Annotated in this window: 18 protein-coding genes, 1 tRNA gene and 1 riboswitch; of the genes, 3 read left to right on the forward strand and 16 right to left on the reverse strand. The window is 45.5% G+C overall.

Annotated elements, in window-relative coordinates:
• Window positions 1-230: 230 nt before the first annotated feature.
• The 11 genes from ABCM67_RS15090 to ABCM67_RS15140 all read right to left on the reverse strand — a co-directional run bounded on the left by ABCM67_RS15090 (window position 231) and on the right by ABCM67_RS15140 (window position 9,662).
• Window positions 231-318, reverse strand: a tRNA-Ser gene (locus tag ABCM67_RS15090).
• Between the two features lie 800 nt (window positions 319-1,118).
• On the reverse strand, window positions 1,119-2,804 hold the full coding sequence (locus ABCM67_RS15095) for a GTP-binding protein (RefSeq protein WP_147602793.1): 1,686 nt from the start codon (window positions 2,802-2,804) through the stop codon (window positions 1,119-1,121).
• A 1-nt stretch (window position 2,805) separates the two neighbouring features.
• Window positions 2,806-3,708: a sulfate adenylyltransferase subunit CysD gene (cysD, locus tag ABCM67_RS15100; RefSeq protein WP_015526618.1), complete on the reverse strand. Its 903-nt coding sequence runs from the start codon at window positions 3,706-3,708 to the stop codon at window positions 2,806-2,808.
• A gap of 56 nt (window positions 3,709-3,764) precedes the next feature.
• Window positions 3,765-4,076, reverse strand: coding sequence for a ferredoxin family protein (locus ABCM67_RS15105; protein ID WP_015526617.1), 312 nt, complete (start codon window positions 4,074-4,076; stop codon window positions 3,765-3,767).
• Window positions 4,060-5,772, reverse strand: a complete 1,713-nt coding sequence (locus tag ABCM67_RS15110; protein ID WP_342992972.1) for an adenylyl-sulfate reductase subunit alpha — start codon at window positions 5,770-5,772, stop codon at window positions 4,060-4,062. The genes ABCM67_RS15105 and ABCM67_RS15110 overlap by 17 nt, the downstream gene beginning before the upstream one ends.
• Window positions 5,772-6,188: a M67 family metallopeptidase gene (locus ABCM67_RS15115; protein ID WP_147602791.1), complete on the reverse strand. Its 417-nt coding sequence runs from the start codon at window positions 6,186-6,188 to the stop codon at window positions 5,772-5,774. Before ABCM67_RS15115 ends, ABCM67_RS15110 begins: the two co-directional genes overlap by 1 nt.
• 65 nt (window positions 6,189-6,253) lie before the next feature.
• Window positions 6,254-7,060, reverse strand: a complete 807-nt coding sequence (gene thiF / locus ABCM67_RS15120) for a thiazole biosynthesis adenylyltransferase ThiF (protein WP_147602790.1) — start codon at window positions 7,058-7,060, stop codon at window positions 6,254-6,256.
• Window positions 7,060-7,269 (reverse strand): sulfur carrier protein ThiS, encoded by a 210-nt coding sequence (gene thiS / locus ABCM67_RS15125; protein ID WP_021650460.1) that lies wholly within the window; start codon window positions 7,267-7,269, stop codon window positions 7,060-7,062. The genes thiF and thiS (ABCM67_RS15125) overlap by 1 nt, the downstream gene beginning before the upstream one ends.
• Window positions 7,270-7,281: 12 nt before the next feature.
• Window positions 7,282-7,527, reverse strand: coding sequence for a sulfurtransferase TusA family protein (locus ABCM67_RS15130; RefSeq protein WP_015526613.1), 246 nt, complete (start codon window positions 7,525-7,527; stop codon window positions 7,282-7,284).
• The gene (locus tag ABCM67_RS15135) at window positions 7,520-8,383 is read right to left on the reverse strand and encodes a 4Fe-4S binding protein (protein WP_021650461.1); all 864 of its coding nucleotides are present in this window, start codon (window positions 8,381-8,383) and stop codon (window positions 7,520-7,522) included. The genes ABCM67_RS15130 and ABCM67_RS15135 overlap by 8 nt, the downstream gene beginning before the upstream one ends.
• Window positions 8,384-8,423: 40 nt before the next feature.
• On the reverse strand, window positions 8,424-9,662 hold the full coding sequence (locus ABCM67_RS15140) for an aminotransferase class I/II-fold pyridoxal phosphate-dependent enzyme (RefSeq protein ID WP_147602811.1): 1,239 nt from the start codon (window positions 9,660-9,662) through the stop codon (window positions 8,424-8,426).
• A gap of 304 nt (window positions 9,663-9,966) precedes the next feature.
• On the opposite strand from ABCM67_RS15140, the gene ABCM67_RS15145 reads away from it, so the two are divergent.
• The 3 genes from ABCM67_RS15145 to ABCM67_RS15155 all read left to right on the forward strand — a co-directional run bounded on the left by ABCM67_RS15145 (window position 9,967) and on the right by ABCM67_RS15155 (window position 13,387).
• The gene (locus tag ABCM67_RS15145; protein WP_237972633.1) at window positions 9,967-11,157 is read left to right on the forward strand and encodes a HAMP domain-containing sensor histidine kinase; all 1,191 of its coding nucleotides are present in this window, start codon (window positions 9,967-9,969) and stop codon (window positions 11,155-11,157) included.
• The gene (locus ABCM67_RS15150) at window positions 11,158-11,871 is read left to right on the forward strand and encodes a response regulator transcription factor (protein WP_092073285.1); all 714 of its coding nucleotides are present in this window, start codon (window positions 11,158-11,160) and stop codon (window positions 11,869-11,871) included.
• Between the two features lie 199 nt (window positions 11,872-12,070).
• On the forward strand, window positions 12,071-13,387 hold the full coding sequence (locus ABCM67_RS15155; protein WP_147602789.1) for a hypothetical protein: 1,317 nt from the start codon (window positions 12,071-12,073) through the stop codon (window positions 13,385-13,387).
• 104 nt (window positions 13,388-13,491) lie between these two features.
• Here ABCM67_RS15155 and ABCM67_RS15160 read toward each other — a convergent pair whose 3' ends face one another.
• The 5 genes from ABCM67_RS15160 to ABCM67_RS15180 all read right to left on the reverse strand — a co-directional run bounded on the left by ABCM67_RS15160 (window position 13,492) and on the right by ABCM67_RS15180 (window position 19,304).
• Entirely contained in the window at window positions 13,492-14,508 is a 1,017-nt protein-coding gene (locus ABCM67_RS15160) for a sulfate ABC transporter substrate-binding protein (RefSeq protein WP_147602788.1), read from the reverse strand.
• A 349-nt stretch (window positions 14,509-14,857) separates the two neighbouring features.
• On the reverse strand, window positions 14,858-16,099 hold the full coding sequence (gene thiH / locus ABCM67_RS15165) for a 2-iminoacetate synthase ThiH (RefSeq protein ID WP_147602787.1): 1,242 nt from the start codon (window positions 16,097-16,099) through the stop codon (window positions 14,858-14,860).
• Between the two features lie 166 nt (window positions 16,100-16,265).
• The gene (locus tag ABCM67_RS15170; protein ID WP_015526604.1) at window positions 16,266-17,051 is read right to left on the reverse strand and encodes a thiazole synthase; all 786 of its coding nucleotides are present in this window, start codon (window positions 17,049-17,051) and stop codon (window positions 16,266-16,268) included.
• Window positions 17,052-17,212: 161 nt separating this feature from the next.
• A complete protein-coding gene (gene thiS / locus ABCM67_RS15175) occupies window positions 17,213-17,416 on the reverse strand; it encodes a sulfur carrier protein ThiS (protein WP_015526603.1) in 204 nt (67 codons plus the stop codon).
• Between the two features lie 248 nt (window positions 17,417-17,664).
• A riboswitch (TPP riboswitch) is annotated at window positions 17,665-17,772 on the reverse strand.
• A gap of 413 nt (window positions 17,773-18,185) precedes the next feature.
• Window positions 18,186-19,304, reverse strand: coding sequence for a fibronectin type III domain-containing protein (locus tag ABCM67_RS15180; RefSeq protein WP_139148867.1), 1,119 nt, complete (start codon window positions 19,302-19,304; stop codon window positions 18,186-18,188).
• Between the last annotated feature and the right edge of the window lie 229 nt (window positions 19,305-19,533).

Consider the following 19,533-nt stretch of genomic DNA (forward strand, 5'->3'; position numbering starts at 1 on the left):
CGTATGTGTTTCACTGTTTAGTTATCAAGGTTTGTTGTGTCTGTCTCTCAGACAGCTCGTTTATTTTATCTCATCTCAAATCGTTTGTCAAGTACTTTTTTCAACTTTTTTCAAACTCTTTTTTGATGAATCTCTGTCTCGCTGACAGCTTGTTTACTTTATCACATCCACAAGCGTTTGTCAACAAATTTTTTCATTTTTTTGAAAAATTTATTTTTTCAAAAAAATAACGGAGAAGGAGGGATTTGAACCCTCGCGCCGCGTTAGCGACCTATACCCTTAGCAGGGGCACCTCTTCGGCCTCTTGAGTACTTCTCCAGACTCCGAACTTATAATTTCTTATTAAATTGAAGTGCATTTCTTCTGTGTTTTCATCCGAAACGCATGGTTAATTATAGCGGAATACACTATTGTTTGTCAACACCTTTTTTTCATTTTTTTACATTAATTTTATCTTAGCGCGATTGACCAATCATATTATCCCCTTAGACAGGTGGCTACGCACGACACGCTGTCCGTGTGGACAGCGCAGGGGAACTCCATCTCAGAGTTCCGAAGTCCGAGGGCTTCCCTGCCCCCCCCCACCCTCTTGGGCACGGAACAAGCGCTACATCTTCGATATATAATGCGACTGACTTTTATTATGGAATCTTATGCCAAGCTGATTACTGTCTGAGCCGATATTATTCCGGAACGTTGTGCCGAGCTGATTCTTAGATACAACATTCCTCCTGAACAATTTCTATATGACACTCTACTGCCATGCATCATTGAATACTATCTCGAACTGTTCACTTTCCGCAACCGGCCTGTGTGCACAGCCGAGGAGCTGGCATATGGGCGGGGCGCTCTGCAGGAGGTGTGACAACTACTTAGGCTCTGGAAGGTGGCGTTGTTTTTCAAAAGTTCGCTGTCTGAGCGCAGCGAGTTCGGACTTTTGGAAAACGCTTTTAGCCACCTTTCAGAGTCTTAGTAGTTTCCACCGACGAAGCCTGTCCCGCCCATATGCCAGCTCCTCGGCGTCCGTCAAACCACGAAATCCGGCAACACCCAAAGAAAAGAGGCCGCACATGCAGCCTCTTACACACATAACTATAGAAACTATAAGTAACCCAACATCAGATCATCCAGAAATTATCCGTGCAGACAATCCTCCTGTAAGTCTCAAACTTAAACCACTTATTATGAAACTCCGACTTATTATCAGCAGCCTCAAACTCCCTCAAAAACATCTGATAATCATCATTACTGCGGATTTCCAGGGCAAAACCTCTCTCATCCACAACAGGAAGCCCCATAAACACATACTCATCCAGCGGAATAATATCCTGCACCCTCTTATCACGAATCAGAACAGCCGCGCTATCCTCCAGAGAAACAATATCAAAATAGCCCGGATACTCAAAGCTGTCACCCTCAACAGGCACCACATCCCCTACATGATAAGTCTTAACCTCTTTATCCGCCTTGGAAAGCAGCGCATTCTCAAGGTTAAAATAAAACTCCTCAAAAACATAACCGCCAACCTTCACATCATCCTTCTGGAAATAAGGCTTCTCCCCCTCAGTATCAACCGATTCCACAACACCACATGCAGAAGTCATATGACTCACACGGTCGATCAGGATCAGCTCACCAAGAGTCTTATTCCTCTTAAACTCATCCAGCACAACCTTATCAGAAAGACCGATTTTGCAAAGAGCGATCTCATTCTTCTCGATCGTATCCGCATGCAGATGCTCCCCGGTATTTACATCCGTCTTAAACTCAATACTCTTAACCACACCTGCGATCTTCTTGGTACCAAGCTTCACAAGATACTCCTTACCCACTTCAAGCCTGGAATCATCCATCCATAGAAGCGTAGCCTCAAAGCCCTTTGCAACAGGGATCTCATTATTATTGGTAAGAACACATCCACGGCTTACATCCACCTCTTTATCCAGCTGTATCGTAACAGCCTGGCCGGCAACAGCCTCTTCACGATCGTCACTGCCCACCAGGATCGTCTTAACAGCCGCGGTCTCGTTGCTTGGGAGCGTTGTGATGATATCGCCTACATGAACCCGGCCACTCTCGATCTGGCCCTGGAAACCGCGAAATTCATGATTTGGACGAGAAACACGCTGAACAGGCAGATAAAACTCGCTGACATTCTCAGCCTCTGAAACATCCACAGTCTCAAGATGCTCCAGAAGAGCTTTCCCCGTATACCAGGGCATATTCGGAGACTTCTTCGTTACGTTATCACCCTCTGTAGCACTGACAGGAATGATCACAACATCCTGAAGCCCCAGAGTCTCAGAAAGCTCATTGATATCCTTTACGATCTCATTAAAACGACTCTTACTGTAATCAACAAGATCCATTTTGTTAACAGCAAATACAAAATGATGGATACCCATTAGAGCGCAGATACGTGCATGACGCCTTGTCTGGACCAGAACCCCCTGCTTCGCATCCACAAGAATAATGGAAAGCTGAGCAAAGGAAGCTCCAACCGCCATGTTCCTTGTATACTCCTCATGTCCGGGAGTATCCGCAACGATAAAGCTTCTTTTATCGGTTGTAAAATAACGATACGCAACATCAATGGTGATTCCCTGCTCACGTTCTGCCATCAGGCCATCCAGAAGAAGAGAATAATCAATGGCACCACCTCTGGAACCTACCTTACTGTCCAGAAGAAGGGCTTTTTCCTGGTCCGCATATAAAAGCTTGGAATCATAAAGAATATGACCGATCAGTGTAGATTTTCCATCATCTACACTTCCGCAAGTGATAAATTTCAGTAATCCGCTCATCCTAGAAGTACCCCTCTCTCTTTCTTTTTTCCATACTTGCAGCTCCGCCGTCGGAATCAATAACACGTGTGGTTCTCTCAGATTCCACAGAGCTTAAGGTCTCGTCAATGATCTCGTCCAGTGTCTCCGCATCAGACTCGATACCACCTGTCAGAGGATAGCATCCGAGAGTACGGAAACGGACCTTTTTCATCTGCGGCTCCTCACCCGGGTTCAGACGCATTCTGTCGTCATCCACCATGATAATGTTGCCGTCTCTGTATACAACCGGACGCTCTTTTGCAAAATAAAGAGGAACGATCGGGATATTTTCTCTCTTAATATACTGCCAGATATCCGTCTCAGTCCAGTTGGAAATCGGGAAAACACGGATGCTTTCGCCCTTATTGATCTCCGTATTATAAAGCTTCCACATCTCCGGACGCTGGTTCTTCGGATCCCAGGCCTGCTCTGCATTACGGAAGGAGAAGATACGCTCTTTTGCACGGCTTTTCTCCTCGTCACGACGACCGCCGCCAAAAGCAGCTGTGAAACCATATTTCTTAAGAGCCTGCTTCAATGCTTGCGTTTTCATGATATCTGTGTATGCGGAGCCGCTGTCAAAAGGATTGATACCCTGCTTCACACCATCCTGATTAATGTACTCAAGCATTTCGATTCCCAGATCCTTCGCGGTTTTGTCACGGAACTCAATCATCTCTTTAAATTTCCATGTTGTATTTACGTGAAGAAACGGAAATGGCGGTTTCTCCGGATAAAAAGCCTTCATTGCAAGATGAAGCATTACAGAACTGTCTTTTCCTATAGAATAAAGCATTACCGGCTTCTCGCACTCTGCTGCAACTTCACGGATGATATAAATTGCCTCTGCTTCCAGCTCATCCAAATGTGATAATCCACTCATATCTGATCTCATCCTCCTGTTCCGGCCGCCAGAACCGGCAGCACTTATCTTCTGGTCTAATATTTATTCGAATTCCGTCGATCCACATCGATCACGGATGTAGAACCGTCCGTTTTTGTAATGATCCAATGAAGGATATCCCCTTCGCTTTTTACATTCATGATACTTCCGTTCCCGCCGATATCCGCACCAAGGAAAAAGTCAATGGCACCGGCTTTACATTCCTTTACACAGGAAACGCAGCCCCAGCAGTTTTTCGGATATTTCATCACGGCTTTTTTGTCTTCCATGACGATCAGGGTTCCCGGACATACTTCACTGCATTTTCTGCAGCCAACACATTTTTTCTGATCAATTCGTATGCTCATATGTGTCCTCCTTTACAATGTCGCGAAAAATCATCCTGATCTCGCCGTTTTCCAGTTTCGAATTTACATATTTATAAAATTTCTCATCTGTTTCCGGATGATCCAGATTTTCGTTAAAAGAATGCCATCTGGTCTCTTTGCGGTTTTTCAAATGAGCGATCAGTGAACGGCACACAATGAGACGCTCACGAAGTTCGTATGCAAACATCAGCTCATGCATATCTGCTGCCGCTGTTTTTTCGGCAAGAGCATGAAGCTGAAGGATTTTTTCATCTGCAAGAGCAAGCTGCTTCTCATTAAACTGATAATTAGAAGCAATTCCTCCCGCATATTCATCCATGACTTTCTGCATGGCTTCTTCCAGCTCTTCCACGGAAAATGCCGGTGCGTCTTCATTTCGGAACTTTTCGTACTGGGAAAGAATCTCCTCTTCCTGAACCTTAATCTCTGTCTCAGTCTGAACATCTGCTTCCTTCAGAGTTCCGGCCTTAAACTGTTTCACCATATCCAATGCTGCAAGCTTTCCCTCTGCAAGAGCTCCTGTTACATATTTCTGCGGACATCCACCTGCAACATCACCAGCTGCATAAAGACCTTTCACCGTAGTCTCACGGCCTGTATTTACCCAGTAGCCGCTGGCTGTATGACCGCCTACGATATACGGCTCTGTTCCCTGGATCTCCACATCCTGCTCGCTGGGTCTCTTTCCGCTTTCGATCCATTTCAGAGTCTGGCTCGGTGCCATGTTGAGATAAGCCTTCAGAAGATCCTCATCCTGTTCCTTCGTGATCCCTGTAGTCTTCAGGTAACACGGGCCGTAGCCAAGCTGATTTTCCCGAACTGTTCCGTAAACTCTCTCGCTTGTGGTCAGTCCGTATTTTGTCTCATAGATCTCGCCAGCTGCATTGATCTGTTTTGCGCCGACACCCTGTGCGATGGTTCCCGTAGGAGCAATGGTATCCTTGCAGCGAAGTGCGATAAAACGCATCTCAAAGGACGTCATCTCCGCACCTGCCAGGATTCCCATTGCGTATCCGGCACCTGTGTTAAACGGCGGATACCACATCTTATGTCTGGAAAATCCCGGATTGTTCGGCTTATAAAGTCCGGCCGCTCCGCCTGTTGCAGCAAGAACTGCCTTTGCCCGGATAATGTATGCGGTTTCTTCCATAATAGAGAAACCAACCGCTCCGTAAACCTGTCCGTCTTTTACAAGAAGGTCTGTGATATTTACATAATTCAGAACGTCTACGTTCTCAGCTTTATGAACTGCATCAGCAAGAAGTGGTTTAAAATTTTCACCGTTGATCTTGATGTTACGATTTCCTCTGGCTACATAATCACCATTTTCATCCTTCAGAATCACAAGCCCAAGCTTTTCCATCTTTGCAGTAACTTCGTTGAAATTCTCCGCTGCTGTAAGAAGAAGGTCCTGCCTTACGATCCCGGCGGCATCCTTTGTTGCATAATCTACATAATCCTGCGGCTTGCGGCCTTTTACAATGTAGGCATTGATTGCATTAACACCTGCTGCCAGACAACCGCTTCGTCTGATATTTGCTTTTTCTGCGATCAGTACCCTGCCGGCTTTCTGCTCTGAGAGAACCAGCGCCGCATAGCAGCCTGCGGTACCTCCGCCTATGATCAGCACATCTGTTGTAATTTCCTTTGTGTTTAATCTGTTTTTCATACTCATCACTCTGTTATCTGAAGCTCATGTACAGTTACATTTTTCTCTTTATCTACGCCAAAGGCCTTCAACACCGGATTTTCTGCATCCATAAGGGAAAGGATCAGATATTCGATGTTCGGGTCAAATGCAAGTCGTTTATCTTCTTCGGAAGGCCTTGACGGAGACTCCGGATGAGAATGAAAGTTTCCGATCATCTGATATCCATTCTGACGGATATCCTTGATCGCGCTCAGCTGTTCCTTCGGGTCCATGGAAAAGTGTTCGTTGCTTTCATCGATATTTGTCAGCAGATACACCTTCTCGATGGTTTTTACATTGCCCTCAATAGTCCCGCCCAGAAGGCCGCAGGACTCATTAGGAAGTCCTTTTCTGCAGTGGTCTAATATTTTCTCGTAATCTTCTTTTTTTAATTTCAGCATTATCTTCGCAGCCTCCAATGGGTTTCTATACTTAATTTATAACGTCTGCACCCGCAGACAATTCTTTAGTGTTTCAGCTCGCACACAGCCTGCTCGTAATCGATCAGCTCTGTGATGGTCGGATTGTCGCCGCATACCGGGCAGTGATGGTTCTTCGGAAGTTTTACGGTACGGAATGTCATCTTCAGCGCATCGTAGGTAAGAAGTCTTCCTGTAAGAAGATCACCCTGTCCGATGATGTACTTGATCGCTTCCATTGCCTGAAGGCTTCCGATCACTCCGCCCATGGCTCCGATCACGCCAGCCTGCTTACAGGTCGGTACGGCATCCTTTGGCGGCGGGCTCTGGAACGCACATCTGTAGCATGGGCCCTGTCCCGGAACGTAAGTCATCAGCTGTCCCTGGAAACGGATGATCCCTGCATGTGAAAACGGTTTCTCGGCCATTACACAGGCATCGTTGATCAGGAATTTTGCAGGAAAGTTGTCTGTTCCGTCAAGAATGAAATCGTAATCTTTGATCAGATCCATGATGTTGCTGGAATCTACAAAGGTATGATATGTATTTACAGTAACGTCCGGGTTGATTGCTTTCATGGTCTCAGCCGCAGACTCTACCTTCAGTTTGCCGACATCTGCAGTTGTGTGGATGACCTGTCGCTGAAGATTGGAAAGATCTACCTCATCTGCATCCGCGATCCCGATGGTTCCCACACCTGCAGCTGCAAGGTAAAGGGCTGCCGGTGCTCCAAGTCCACCGGCTCCGATGATCAGAACCTTGGCATTCAGAAGCTTTTTCTGACCTTTTACTCCAACCTCTTTCAGGATGATATGGCGGGAGTACCGCTCAAGCTGCTCATTTGTAAAAGCCATTATCTTGCGCCTCCTCCCATGTAGTACAGGAACTCAACAACGTCGCCGTCCTTTACCTCTGTTTCCGGAACGTCTGCCTTGCTGATGAATTCATCGTTGATAGTTACGGTTACATACTCAGGACTTTCAATATCCTCTTTCTCAATAAGCTCTGTAAGCTTCAGTCCGTCTTCGTACTCTTTTTTATTTCCTGCAACTGTGATTGTCATTTCTCTGTTCTCCTATTCTTCAACTTTTCTTACGATCAGTGTATAAGTTCCGTCTTCGTTGTCTTCGAGCTTCAGGATCTGATGTCCTTCTTCCTTCACACTTCTCGGCACATTCTGTACCGGCTCGCCATCGTTCATTTTGATTGCCAGGATCTGTCCGTCATCCAGCTCCTCAAGTGCTACCTTTGCTTTTACAAAGGTTACCGGGCAGACCACATCGGTAATATCTACTGTATCATCAATCTTAATATCAGCCATTGTATGCTCCTTTCAAAACTTCCTGAAGTTTTTCAGCGCCTACCCGGTCGATGGTAAATTTAAAACGCTCTCCCGGATTTGCATGATCATCAAAGAACTGGATCGCTGCATCGGTCACTCTGAAAAGCTGCTCCTCAGAGGTGATCAGCGGAAGGAATTCCTGTCCCTTGCTGATGTGATTTCCAAACGTTCCGCCAAAGGAAACGATATATGCTTCGTTTACATCCCATGCATCCACCGGACAGGATTTCGCACATCTGCCGCAGTAGTTGCATTTCTCTGTGTCGATCACCAGCTTGTCATCCTCAAAGGAGATAGCGTTTTCTCTGCAGGCCTTTTCACAGACACCGCAGTGGATACATGCATCCTCTTTCCAGCTGACCTCAGCCGCTCCCTTGATCCCTACATCATTCTCCTCTGCCTTCAGACAGTTGTTCTGGCATCCGGTAACACCGAATTTGAATTTATGAGGAAGCTCTCTTCCGAAATATCTTTCATTTAATTTCACTGCAATGTCATAGCTGTTGATATTTCCGCTTGGACAGACAGCGTTGCCCTGGCAGGCTGTAACTGTACGGACTCTCGGTCCGCAGACACCAGGCTTGCATCCGCCTTTTGCAAGATCATCCTTTACATCATCAATATCATCTAATTTAATGAACGGGATCTCAACTCCCTGTCTGGAAGTAAGATGTACATATCCGTCACCGTATTTCTCAGCTACCTCTGCGATCTTCTTAAGGTTTTCTGCGGTAAGTGTACCGCCTACACAGGCAAGACGAAGAGAAAAATTATTTTTCTGCTTCTGTCTCATGAAACCACCTTTTTTTAATGTAGCGTAATCTACTTTTGCCATAACGAACTCTCCATTTCTCTGCTGGTGCAGCTCTTAGATTTTATCGGTTATTTTCTATCGCTTGTTTGAAATCTTCTTTTAAATCTTCAACATCTTCAATTCCCACACTGATACGGATCAGATCCTCGAATACTCCGGACTGCAACTTCTCTTCGTCGGAGATGTGTGCCGCGATGGTGGATTCCGGATGGATCACCAGGGTCTTCGTATCTCCGATATTGGAGATGATCAGCGGGATCTTCAATGAATTAATAATGGAAAAAGCCTTCTCCTTGCTTCCGGTTCTTACAGTTACGATAGCTCCGTAGCCATTCCTGAACTGCTTTTCCGCAATTTCGTGATAAGGGCTTTCTTCCAGTCCCGGATAATTTACTTCAATGTCACCACCCAGGCCCTGTAAAAATCTCGCAAGCTCCAGTGCATTGTCACACTGTCTCTGCATTCGAAGTCCCAGGGTTTCCAGTCCCAGGTTATTAAGGAAAGCATTCTGCGGAGCAAGACACGCACCAGTGTTCCGGAAAAGTCCGTTTCTAAGCTTGGCGATGTATGCAAATGGTCCGAATTTCCGGTATGGAGCAAGTCCCGGATATCGGTCAGGGTCCCATTTCAGACCCTTACCACAGACAAGAATACCGCTGATGGCATCGCTGCTTCCATTGATATATTTGGAAGAGGAATGAACCACAATGTCAGCTCCAAGCTTCAGTGGCTGGATCAGATACGGGGTTGCCACCGTGTTGTCTACGATCAGCGGTACGTCATGCTTATGTGCCACTTCCGCAACTGCCTGGATATCGGTAACATCCAGCTTGGGGTTGCCAATGGTCTCCGCAAAAACAAGTCGCGTCTTCTCTGTGATCTCTGCCTCAAAAGCTTCCGGCTTATTCTCTTTCACATATTTTACGGAAATCCCGAAAGGCTTCAGATCATCGAACAATTCCACAGTTCCGCCATACAGTCCGCAGGCTGCCACGATCTCATCTCCTGCCTGAAGAATGTTCAGAAACGCATTGGTCAGCGCTGCCATTCCGGATGCACAGGCCACACTGCCGATCCCATCCTCCAGCATGGTCACTCGCTTCTCAAAGGACTCTACCGTAGGATTGTTGATCCTTGTATAGGAGAAGCCCATTTTTTTATTGTCAAAAATTTTCTCCAGGTCTTCCGCGCTGTCATGTCGGAATGCGCTGCTCTGATAGATTGGAACCTGTGTTGCACCCTGTGGATATTTCTCGTTGGTGCCGTGGAGCAGCCCTGTATTAAAGCCGTATTCGTTCATAGCCTCTTCCCTTTCTTTTGTTGACACTTATATTAACCTACTATTCATAGTATGTCAATAGGAAAACGGGATTAAATGTATTTTTTTGTGTACACAACTATACGACAGCATGATACAATTATAACAGTTACGATAATTACAGCACCAAAAGAAAGATGCCCGCAGGCATACAAACCTACATTAAGAACAGGAGGTGATCCCTATCAATATAAACCCGAAACTCCGGAATATTTTTCATTCTTTATTCAGTCCCACCCTTGATTTCCGCGTCCGGCTGTTCAACATCCTCGCCTTGGGAGGTACTGTGATCAGCCTGATCATGGCCTTTCTCAGTCTCGGGACCGGTTCCTGGGGAAATGTACTGATCAATTTTGCGCTGGTTGCAATCTCCGGAGGGCTTTTTCTTTATTCCTATTACAGTGGAAAATATCAGCGCTGCTACCTGATCACCATTGTCGTGATCTTTCTGCTCGTTTTTCCGGTGATGTTTTTTACCAGCGGCGGTTATCGTGGCGGCATGCCGGCATTCTTTGTGTTTGCTATTATTTTTACCGTGCTGATGCTGGAAAAAAGACGCGCTCTGATCGTTTCCCTGCTGGAGATCCTCCTTTATATGGGACTGTGTCTGGTTGCATACCATTTCCCGGACACTGTAACTCCTTTTGCCACGGAAGCAGACCGGCTGGCAGATATCCTTCTGGCGTTTGTCTCTGTAAGTATTGTCTGCGGCAGTGTTCTCTATTTTCATCTGAAGGAATATAACCAGCAGCAGCTCCTTCTGGAGGAACAGAATCTGCGACTGCGCTCCCTTGATAATGCCAAGTCCACCTTCCTGACCACCGTTGCCCATGAGATTAAAAATCCTCTGAGTTCCATTTCCCTCCACGCGCGGGACACCTCCGAGCTCCTTGAGGAAGAGCCTCTGGATTTCTCTCTTATGCAGGAAAATCTCCGCACTATTGAACAGTCGGTAATGCGGATTGACCGGATCGTGCTGGATCTGATGGATACGGTTTCCATTGAGCAGGGACGGCTTGCCCTTTCCCTTGTCCCATCAGATCTGTCCGGTCTTTTGTATTCTGCAAAAAAAGACTACTGCAGTCATCCAAGCTCAAAGAACAATCAGCTGGTCCTTACGACACAATCCGGACTCCCGGAAATCTCTGCTGATCCGGAACGGCTGATCCAGGTTGTCACCAATCTGATCTCCAATGCAGAGCGTCACACCCAAAACGGAACCATCACCATTTCGCTTACCGGCGAACCGGGCTGGCAGACCATCTGCGTCTCCGACACCGGAACCGGCATGTCAGAAGAAATGCGAAAAAACGCACTCAAGGGTTATGTTTCCGCTGATAAGGATTACTGGCGGCACGGCATAGGCCTCTATGTCTGTCATCAGATCATCACTGCCCATGGCGGCAAAATATGGCTGAAAAGTAAAGAAGGCGAGGGAACTCAGGTGTTCTTCTCACTTCCGGAGGAGGAATCATAAATGAATGAAAAGAAATCACTTATCCTTATGGTCGAGGATGAAGAACAGGTGCTGAATACCAACTGCCGGATGCTGCGGCGCCGTGGCTACGATGTCCGCACTGCACAGACAGCCGCCGAAGCCTGTCATCAGCTTGAAGAACAGCTGCCGGATCTTCTTATCCTGGACATTATGCTTCCGGACGGAAACGGTCTGGATATCTGCCGCCGCTTCCGCGAAAAAACCATGAATCCGGTTCTTTTTCTCACCGGAAAAAGTGATATCCGGGATCGGGTAGAAGGACTTCAACAGGGAGGCGACTATTATCTCACCAAACCTTATAATTTCGATGAATTTCTGGCCGTGATCCAGATGCTTCTGGAACGCCAGAAACGAATGGAAGAAAAAATAAAAGAAAAATTTCAGTCCTCCCGTCAGATCACCATTGGCAGCCTGCGGCTGGATCTTTCGGACGGCCATGCATATCTCAATAATGCCGACACAGGCCTTACCCGGACCGAATTCTCTCTGCTGCGTCTCCTTGCAGAAAACCAGGAGAAGATTTTTTCTGCAAAGGAGCTCTACGAAGCGGTATGGGGTAGCTGTGCAGGAACAGATACCAGCACGGTACGGCGGCATATCTTTAACCTCCGGACCAAGATCGGTGCCGAAGATACCGATGAGTATGACATTGTCTCGGTTTATGGGAAGGGATATCTTTTTACCTGCCGGTAAGCCGGCCTTTTCACGATCGGATAGCATATTTCCAGACCTGTAAGCAGCTTCCCGTAAATGTCTCTTTTTCTTCACATTTCCGGATATCGAGATCTGTCTGTTACAATGTACTTAACAGACAGATCTTTTTTATTTGTAAAAATTTATGATCAAAGAATAGTAAGCAGCTAACTGCTGCTCAATTTATCAGGAGGTGCCTATGCATAAAAAAATCTTAGTTCTTTTAACAGGCGCGATCGCTCTTTCCATATCTGCAGTCCCGGTCCTCGCTTCTGACCCTCCAACCGATGACGGTCAGTACATCTGGCAGGATGAAAACGGAGATTACTGGTACCGCAATGGTTCCGAGGATGAATATATCGGGGAAGGTAATTATGCCCCTGACCCGGATTCCGGTGAACTGATGGAAGGCAACGATGCCGGCTGGACCGAACAGGACGGTTATTTTGAGCCTCATTATTATTATGAGGACGGCAGTGTGTGGCTAGAAGATGCCACCGGAACCACATATATTGGCTCCAGAGATAAATATTATATTGATGACTACGGCAATCTTCAGGAATATTCCGATTCTGAAACTGATTCCTCCTCCGGAGATTCTTCAGAAGAATCCTCCGATACCAGTGGAAACTCCTCCTCGCAGGATTCCGATTCTTCATACCCAAATTCCTCTTCCGATACAAACACGGAAGATTCCTCTGAATCGGAAAAGCGCGGCGAGCTTCATATGCGGGTTGGATTCCCTGCCGATGATACGATCAGAGAATCCATGCCCGAAAAAGAAGGTTATTTCGAGCAGCGTTCCGTAAATGGCGGAAAAAGCACTGCCTTTGTTTTAAAAGTACCGAATTCCTCTCTGGAGGATTCTTCCCTGAAGGGTTTTCTGGCAGAATACTATCCGGTAAAGGGTGAGATCATCACCAAAAAGGATCTTACCTTTGAATCTTATCCTGCCACGAAATATCAATACTTAACCGAAGTCAACGAAGAAGAAAAAAATGTAGATGCTCTTGTATGCCAGGCTGACGATTATACATTCGGACTTTTTGTCCTGACTCCGTCAGATACCTATGATAAAGCCGCCGAAAAGGAAGCCACAGAGCTGATCAAATCCATAGATTTCGTTTACGCAGAGCGTGTGGATATGGCCATGACGGATTACTTCCAGGTCCTCACTCCGGAGCGCTGGAAATATCTCTGCCATTATGAAACAACCGAAACCGAAAATGGTGGATATAAACTGACTTATTACAATGAGGATGTTCCTGTACTGACCCTGGAAGCCAGATATTACAATGGTGAAGACCAAGACCAGCCTCTGGACAGTGTATGGCAGGGCTATCTCGGCCGTATCGAAACCGTCGACGGCAAAAAATACGATCTTCTGTCCACCATCAGCCAGTACTCCAAGGACGCCTCTGATGAATGGAAGGAAATGTATGACACTTATCTGGATGTCATAAACGGGATCCGTATAATGGACGGCTGTTCCCTGACCGAAGGAAGCCATGCCTGATCCCTTGTGATTCACAATATTTACATAAAAGAAGCTGCAGACTCTGTTTTTTCACTGTTCTGCAGCTTCTTTGTGTTATTGTGTCCAACTATATCTTCTGCTGTCTATCCTTCGTAAATCTGATCAAAAATCCCTCCATCTGAGAAATGTGTTTCCTGTGCCTTTTTCCATCCGCCGAAATCATCAATGGTGACAAGATTGATGTCCAGGTCAAACACATCGGAGTATTCCTTCAGAATATCCTGGTTTGACGGACGGTAATAATTATCACCGGCGATCCGCTGTGCTTCATCGGAATAGAGATAATTCAGATATTCCTCTGCCACATCTCTGGTGCCTCTTTTGTCTACGACTTTATCGACTACTGCTACAGATGGCTGTGCAAGGATGCTGATGCTTGGTGTTACGATCTCGTAGTCGTCCGGATAATCCTTTACGGAAAGATAGGCTTCATTTTCCCAGGCGATCAGTACATCACCCTGTCCGTTTTCCACGAAAGAGGTCGTTGCGCCTCTGGCTCCGGTGTCCAGGACAAGTACGTTTTTGTAAAGATCTCCGATGAATTCTTTAATTTTGTCCTCGTCTCCGTTATATTTATCTTTTGCATAGGCCCAGGCTGCCAGATAGTTCCATCTTGCTCCGCCGGAGGTTTTCGGGTTTGGTGTGATCACACCTACGTCTTTCTTTACCAGATCGTCCCAGTCTTTGATATTCTTCGGATTTCCTTTTCTCACAAGAAATACAATCGTCGAAGTATAGGGAGCGCTGTCCTCCGGAAATTCGTCCACCCATCCGTCATCGATGAGTCCTGCATCCTGGATCGCATCTACATCATACTCCAGTGCCAGTGTTACCACATCTGCTTCCAGTCCGTTGGCAACCTCAAGTGCCTGCTTGCCGGAACCACCATGGGACTGTGTGGCCTCCACATCCTGGCCTGTTTTTTCCTTCCAGTGTTCCTGGAAGCTCTTGTTGTACTGCTCATAAAGCTCTCTGGTCGGATCATAAGATACATTGGTGATGCTGACACTGTCCGCCGCATAGGTGGTTACGCCTGTAAGGCTTCCAATTGTTACTATTGCTGCAAGAGCTGCTACTGCTGATTTCCATCTTCTTTTCATAATACTTACCTCCTGTGTTTTGCCTCGTGTTTTGTTGTTGGGGCTATTATAAACATGAGTAAGTACATATGAAAACTATTAGATTGGAAACCGTTTTCAGACTATACAAAATTTCCGGGATCTCTGCCCTAAAAAGCAGCAGAAAATCCCCGGAAAACGTTAAATCAATACAGGATTCCGTGGAAAAATTTCCGTTTTGGAATATTTCGAGAAAACGTGATCAGCCTTGTATTACGCGGGATCCTGGGCGATTTTTCATCACACTTATCCACAACCGCCCCGGAAAAATGCTCTCCGGAGTGGTTGGTTTTCCACATATTCCACAGAAGTTATCCCATGATCTATGTTTTTACAGATAGATATAATCGTTCATTACAGGCTGCAGGCCGTTCTTTTTCAAATCATTGAAGACCTCATCTACAGATCTTCCGTCAGAGATCTCAAACTGGTCATCACCCTTATCTTCGATATCTTCCACATGGCTTCCGATTCCTGTGCTGACACCTGCGGAGATCTTGGTCGCCGCAATATTTACCAGATTATCCCTCACGCGGGCACACTCTCTGGTGGATACCGTAATGCTTGCAAAAGGCATAAACAGCCGATACGCGCATACCACCTGAAGAAGCTGCGGTTCATGAACATCCTTTGGATTGATCCGGTCATTGTTGATGATCGGACGAAGTCTCGGGCAGGAAAAAGCGATCTCTGCGTGTGGATATTTTCTCTGCAGAAGATATGCGTGATATCCCGTTGCAAAAGCATCCTTGCGGAAATCATCCAGTCCCAGAAGTGCCGCAAAACCAACACCTCGCATGCCGCCTTTTAACGCACGCTCCTGTGTATTTAACCTGTATGGAAAAATCCTCTTGTGGCCTGCCAGATGCAGAGTTTCGTATTTATCAGAATTATAGGTCTCCTGGAAAACTGTCACATAATCTGCGCCGCATTTGTGAAGATATGCGTACTCATCAGAATTCATCGGATACACCTCAAGGCCGATCACCTTGAAATATTTTCGCGCGATCTCACAGGCTTTTCCGATGTACTCCACATTGGATTTGGTTTTGCTCTCTCCGGTAAGGATCAGGATCTCCTGCAGACCAGTCTCGGCGATCGCTGCCATTTCCTTCTCGATCTCTTCTTCGTTCAGCTGTGCACGGCGGATCTTATTGTGGCAGTTAAATCCACAGTAGATGCAGTAATTCTCACAGTAGTTTGCAATGTAGATCGGTGTGAACATACAGATGCTGTTTCCGAAATGTTTCCTTGTTTCGATCCGTGCAGCCTGTGCGATTTCTTCCAGAAGAGGCAGCGCTGCCGGTGAAAGCAGTGCTTTAAAATCCTCCGGTGTGCGGTTGTCATGAGCAAGCGCTCTCCGTACATCCGCTTCTGTGTACTTATCATAATCATATGCGTTCATTGCGGAAATAACCTGATCCATTACATCAGTTTCTTCCAGCTGTTCCATATCCGGAAGGTACTTCATGTGATCGATACGGTTCTTTTTCATATCTTCCAGAATTTCTTCATTTACGATACTTTCATTAAAATGGCCGTCCTGCTGACTGGCCTGTACTGTTTCTGCCATTACTCTTATGTCGCTCCTCTCATATATTGCAGCAATACTCTGGTCCTCACTGCTGCATATCTGTAAACTCAATTTCGATTGAAACCAGACAATACCTGTGTTTCACTACACAGGCAGTGCCTGTCCCCCGCTTAGTGTTCTGCGTTCAATCATTCATTTATCAATTTTACTCATGAAGAAATCCGGTCAGTGGTGAGGATGCACTTGCACCTCTCTCCAGAGTTCTTCCCATACCGGAAAGATATGCACTTCTTCCTGCCTCAATAGCTTTCTTAAAGGCTTCCGCCATAACACGGACGTCTCCTGCAGTTGCAATAGCTGTATTTGCCATAACTGCTGCAGCACCCATTTCCATAGCCTCACATGCCTGTGACGGGCGACCGATTCCTGCGTCCACGATGATCGGAAGGTCGATCTCGTCGATAAGGATCTGGATGAATTCTTTTGTACAGATTCCTTTGTTGGAACCGATCGGAGAGCCAAGCGGCATTACACAGGCAGCTCCTGCATTCACCAGATCTCTGGCTGCATTCAGATCCGGATACATATATGGCATAACTACAAAGCCCTCTTTTGCAAGGATCTCTGTTGCCTTGATGGTCTCATAGTTATCCGGAAGAAGATATTTGGAATCATGGATAACTTCGATCTTTACAAAATCTCCACAACCAAGCTCGCGGGAAAGTCTTGCGATACGGACTGCTTCCTCTGCATTTCTGGCTCCTGATGTATTCGGAAGAAGAGTAACATCCTTCGGCACATAGTCAAGAATATTGGCAAGCCCACCCTCATTTGCACGACGCAGGGCAAGTGTTACGATCTGAGTTCCTGCTTTTTCAATACATGCTTTTACAAGCTCCAGAGAAAATTTTCCGGAACCAAGGATAAAACGGGAAGTAAACTCATGGCCTCCCAGGATCAGTTTGTCTTCATTTGTGTTTGCTGTTGTCATTTTTTATGTCCACCTTTCTTTATCTGTTTGCAGAAAATATTTCCACCGATTTATAACCAGCGCCTTCTTCTGCCAGATCATTCTTCATCTGCATTTTTTCAGTAACTTATCTGTCAGTTACTGCCGTGGTATATCTACCTAATTTTATCTCTATAGCGACATCAGCAGCTTCCGCCGCCCATAAACTGCAGAATCTCCACAACATCGCCATCTTTCAGTACTGTTGTATCGTAAGTGTCTCTCTTAATGATCTCTTCATTCAGCTCTACTACAACCTGCACCGGAACATAGTTACATGCTTCCAGATATTCTGTTACTGTCACCGGCTTTTCCAATGTTCTGCTTTCACCATTTACTGTGATCATGATCTCTCCTTTCCGGAAACTTCAAAAGCTATTCGTCAATAAAAAAGAGTTCACAAAGAAATACACCCGCGGTGGTGCACCCCTTCATGAACTCAGTTCACTCTCAAATTTCCCAATATTCAATTGTCGATACCGGGGTTAAAAGCATTCGCTCTTGATCCCTTCCCTGTAAATCCTGATCTTACGTATTCAATCGGATAAAAACATCCGCATCCAATAAAAAAGGAGATACACCAAAGTATCTCCCGTAAATTCATCTTATACGTTCCTACGTTGGCATTATCCAAATCAGGTATAAGGGTCGAAGTTGAAGACTTCCTCTCAGCCTGCCATCACAAGCTCCCCTGTTATTTACATGGTTTAGTATAAGACGAATTATGATCAATGTCAAGAGTATTAAATTTTCTCACAATAGTTCCAATTTGTTCTAAACTATAGTACACTGTTAATGCTGCCAACCCTCCAGCAGAAAGGAGGTGAAGTCCAGTGTGCGAATTAATCATCACATTTTTTGTTTCTGTTACGGCGGATATAGTTAGCTACTATATTCGCAAATGGCTGGACAGAAACGACAGGCAGTAACAGCCTGAAAGGCTTAAGCCCCCTTACATAACGGCATAGAAAACCCCGGAAGTGTGCGAGACTTCCGGGGTTTTCGTTTTTGCCAATGTTTGAATTTCATCACATTTCTTAGCTACTATCATCTTATGCTTTCTATACTAATTTGTCAACCGAATTTTATTAACGGCATCATCATAGGATGTTACTGTTATTTATAAGCAGTGAATCCCAGATCTTTCATTGTCAGATTTAAATTCTTTTTCAGATAATCATTTGCTACTTTCATTGTCGCTTTCATCATAATATTGGAAGAATCCTGCAGATCTGTCATCGCTTTTTTTCCGTTTGTATACAAGAAAGTCAGATTCTGACCTTTATAAGCAGATGCTTTTGTAGAAGAAGTCACCAGCAGAAAGACTTCATTTGTAGACAGGGCGGACTTCACACTGACCGTATCAGATTTCACACAGTTTCCGATAATATCCAGTCCGGCAAGGATTCCATCTGAAGGCATAGAGAGCATCATCCCAATATCTATCTTATCTTCTTTCTTCAGATAACCGATCATCAGAGTACTTTCTTTATCTACTTTGACATTTATAAACTGATTTCCGTCTTCAGTATATTTGCCTTTCTGACTGATGTATTTTTTCAATTTGCTATAATTCTGCGTCAATCTGGTATTAGCCGAGGTCGGATTCTTTACAGTAACCTTGCAGGTGAATTTTCTGCCACCAAGAGTCGCTGTGATAACCGCTGTTCCTGTTTTTACCGCGGTGATCTTTCCGACAGAAGTTATCTTGACAACATTTGTGTTGCTGCTCTTCCATGACGGTTTCAGACTGGTGCCTTTGATCTTCAGTGTATAAGTTTTTTTCGATGCCAGTGTCAGGCTGGTCTTATTCAGGGTGAGATAATTCAGACCTGCGATTGCTGTCAGACCTTTTTCATTATATCTACTCCAGATCGTATTTTTTCCGGATTTCCGGTAAGCTCTCACTGTGTAAGTATAGCTTACTCCGGTACTTACTTTTGTATCGGTAAACGTAACATTTTTGCTTCCTGTGAGGGTTTTTACTGCTTTCCATCCGCTGTTTCCGGTCTTGCGGTATACCCGGTATCCGGCAACTCCTTTTACCTGTTTCCAGCTGAAAATAATCTTATTCCTGCCGGAGATCTTAATAGAAGACATAGCCGGCGTTGCTACGTTTATCGCCGCCTGTACTTCTGTCGCACTGATCAACTCCGGAACCGCAGCTGGTGCCGCCGTTGCAAGCATAAAACCTGTCAAAATGCCACATAAAGCTTTTTTCCAATTTCTTCTCATACGCTTTTTTCCTTTCTGCTTTGTGGTATATCTGGATTTCCTAACAAATATAGTATACATTATAAAAATTATTCCTGCTATGATATTTTTCGCCGAATCAGGGCTTTTGGTGAAATTCGGCAGTTTCTACAATGGCTTGACACTCCCCTCAACTAAAGCAGGGGGATTCTTGCTTCTCCCACTACTGCATTGGCAAACACCTTACGGTACTGCAATGTCTTACACAGTG

Origin of the sequence: Blautia sp. 2227st1_G12_2227SCRN_220401, assembly GCF_039062885.1 — a bacterium.
Classification (GTDB): domain Bacteria; phylum Bacillota; class Clostridia; order Lachnospirales; family Lachnospiraceae; genus Blautia_A; species Blautia_A fusiformis.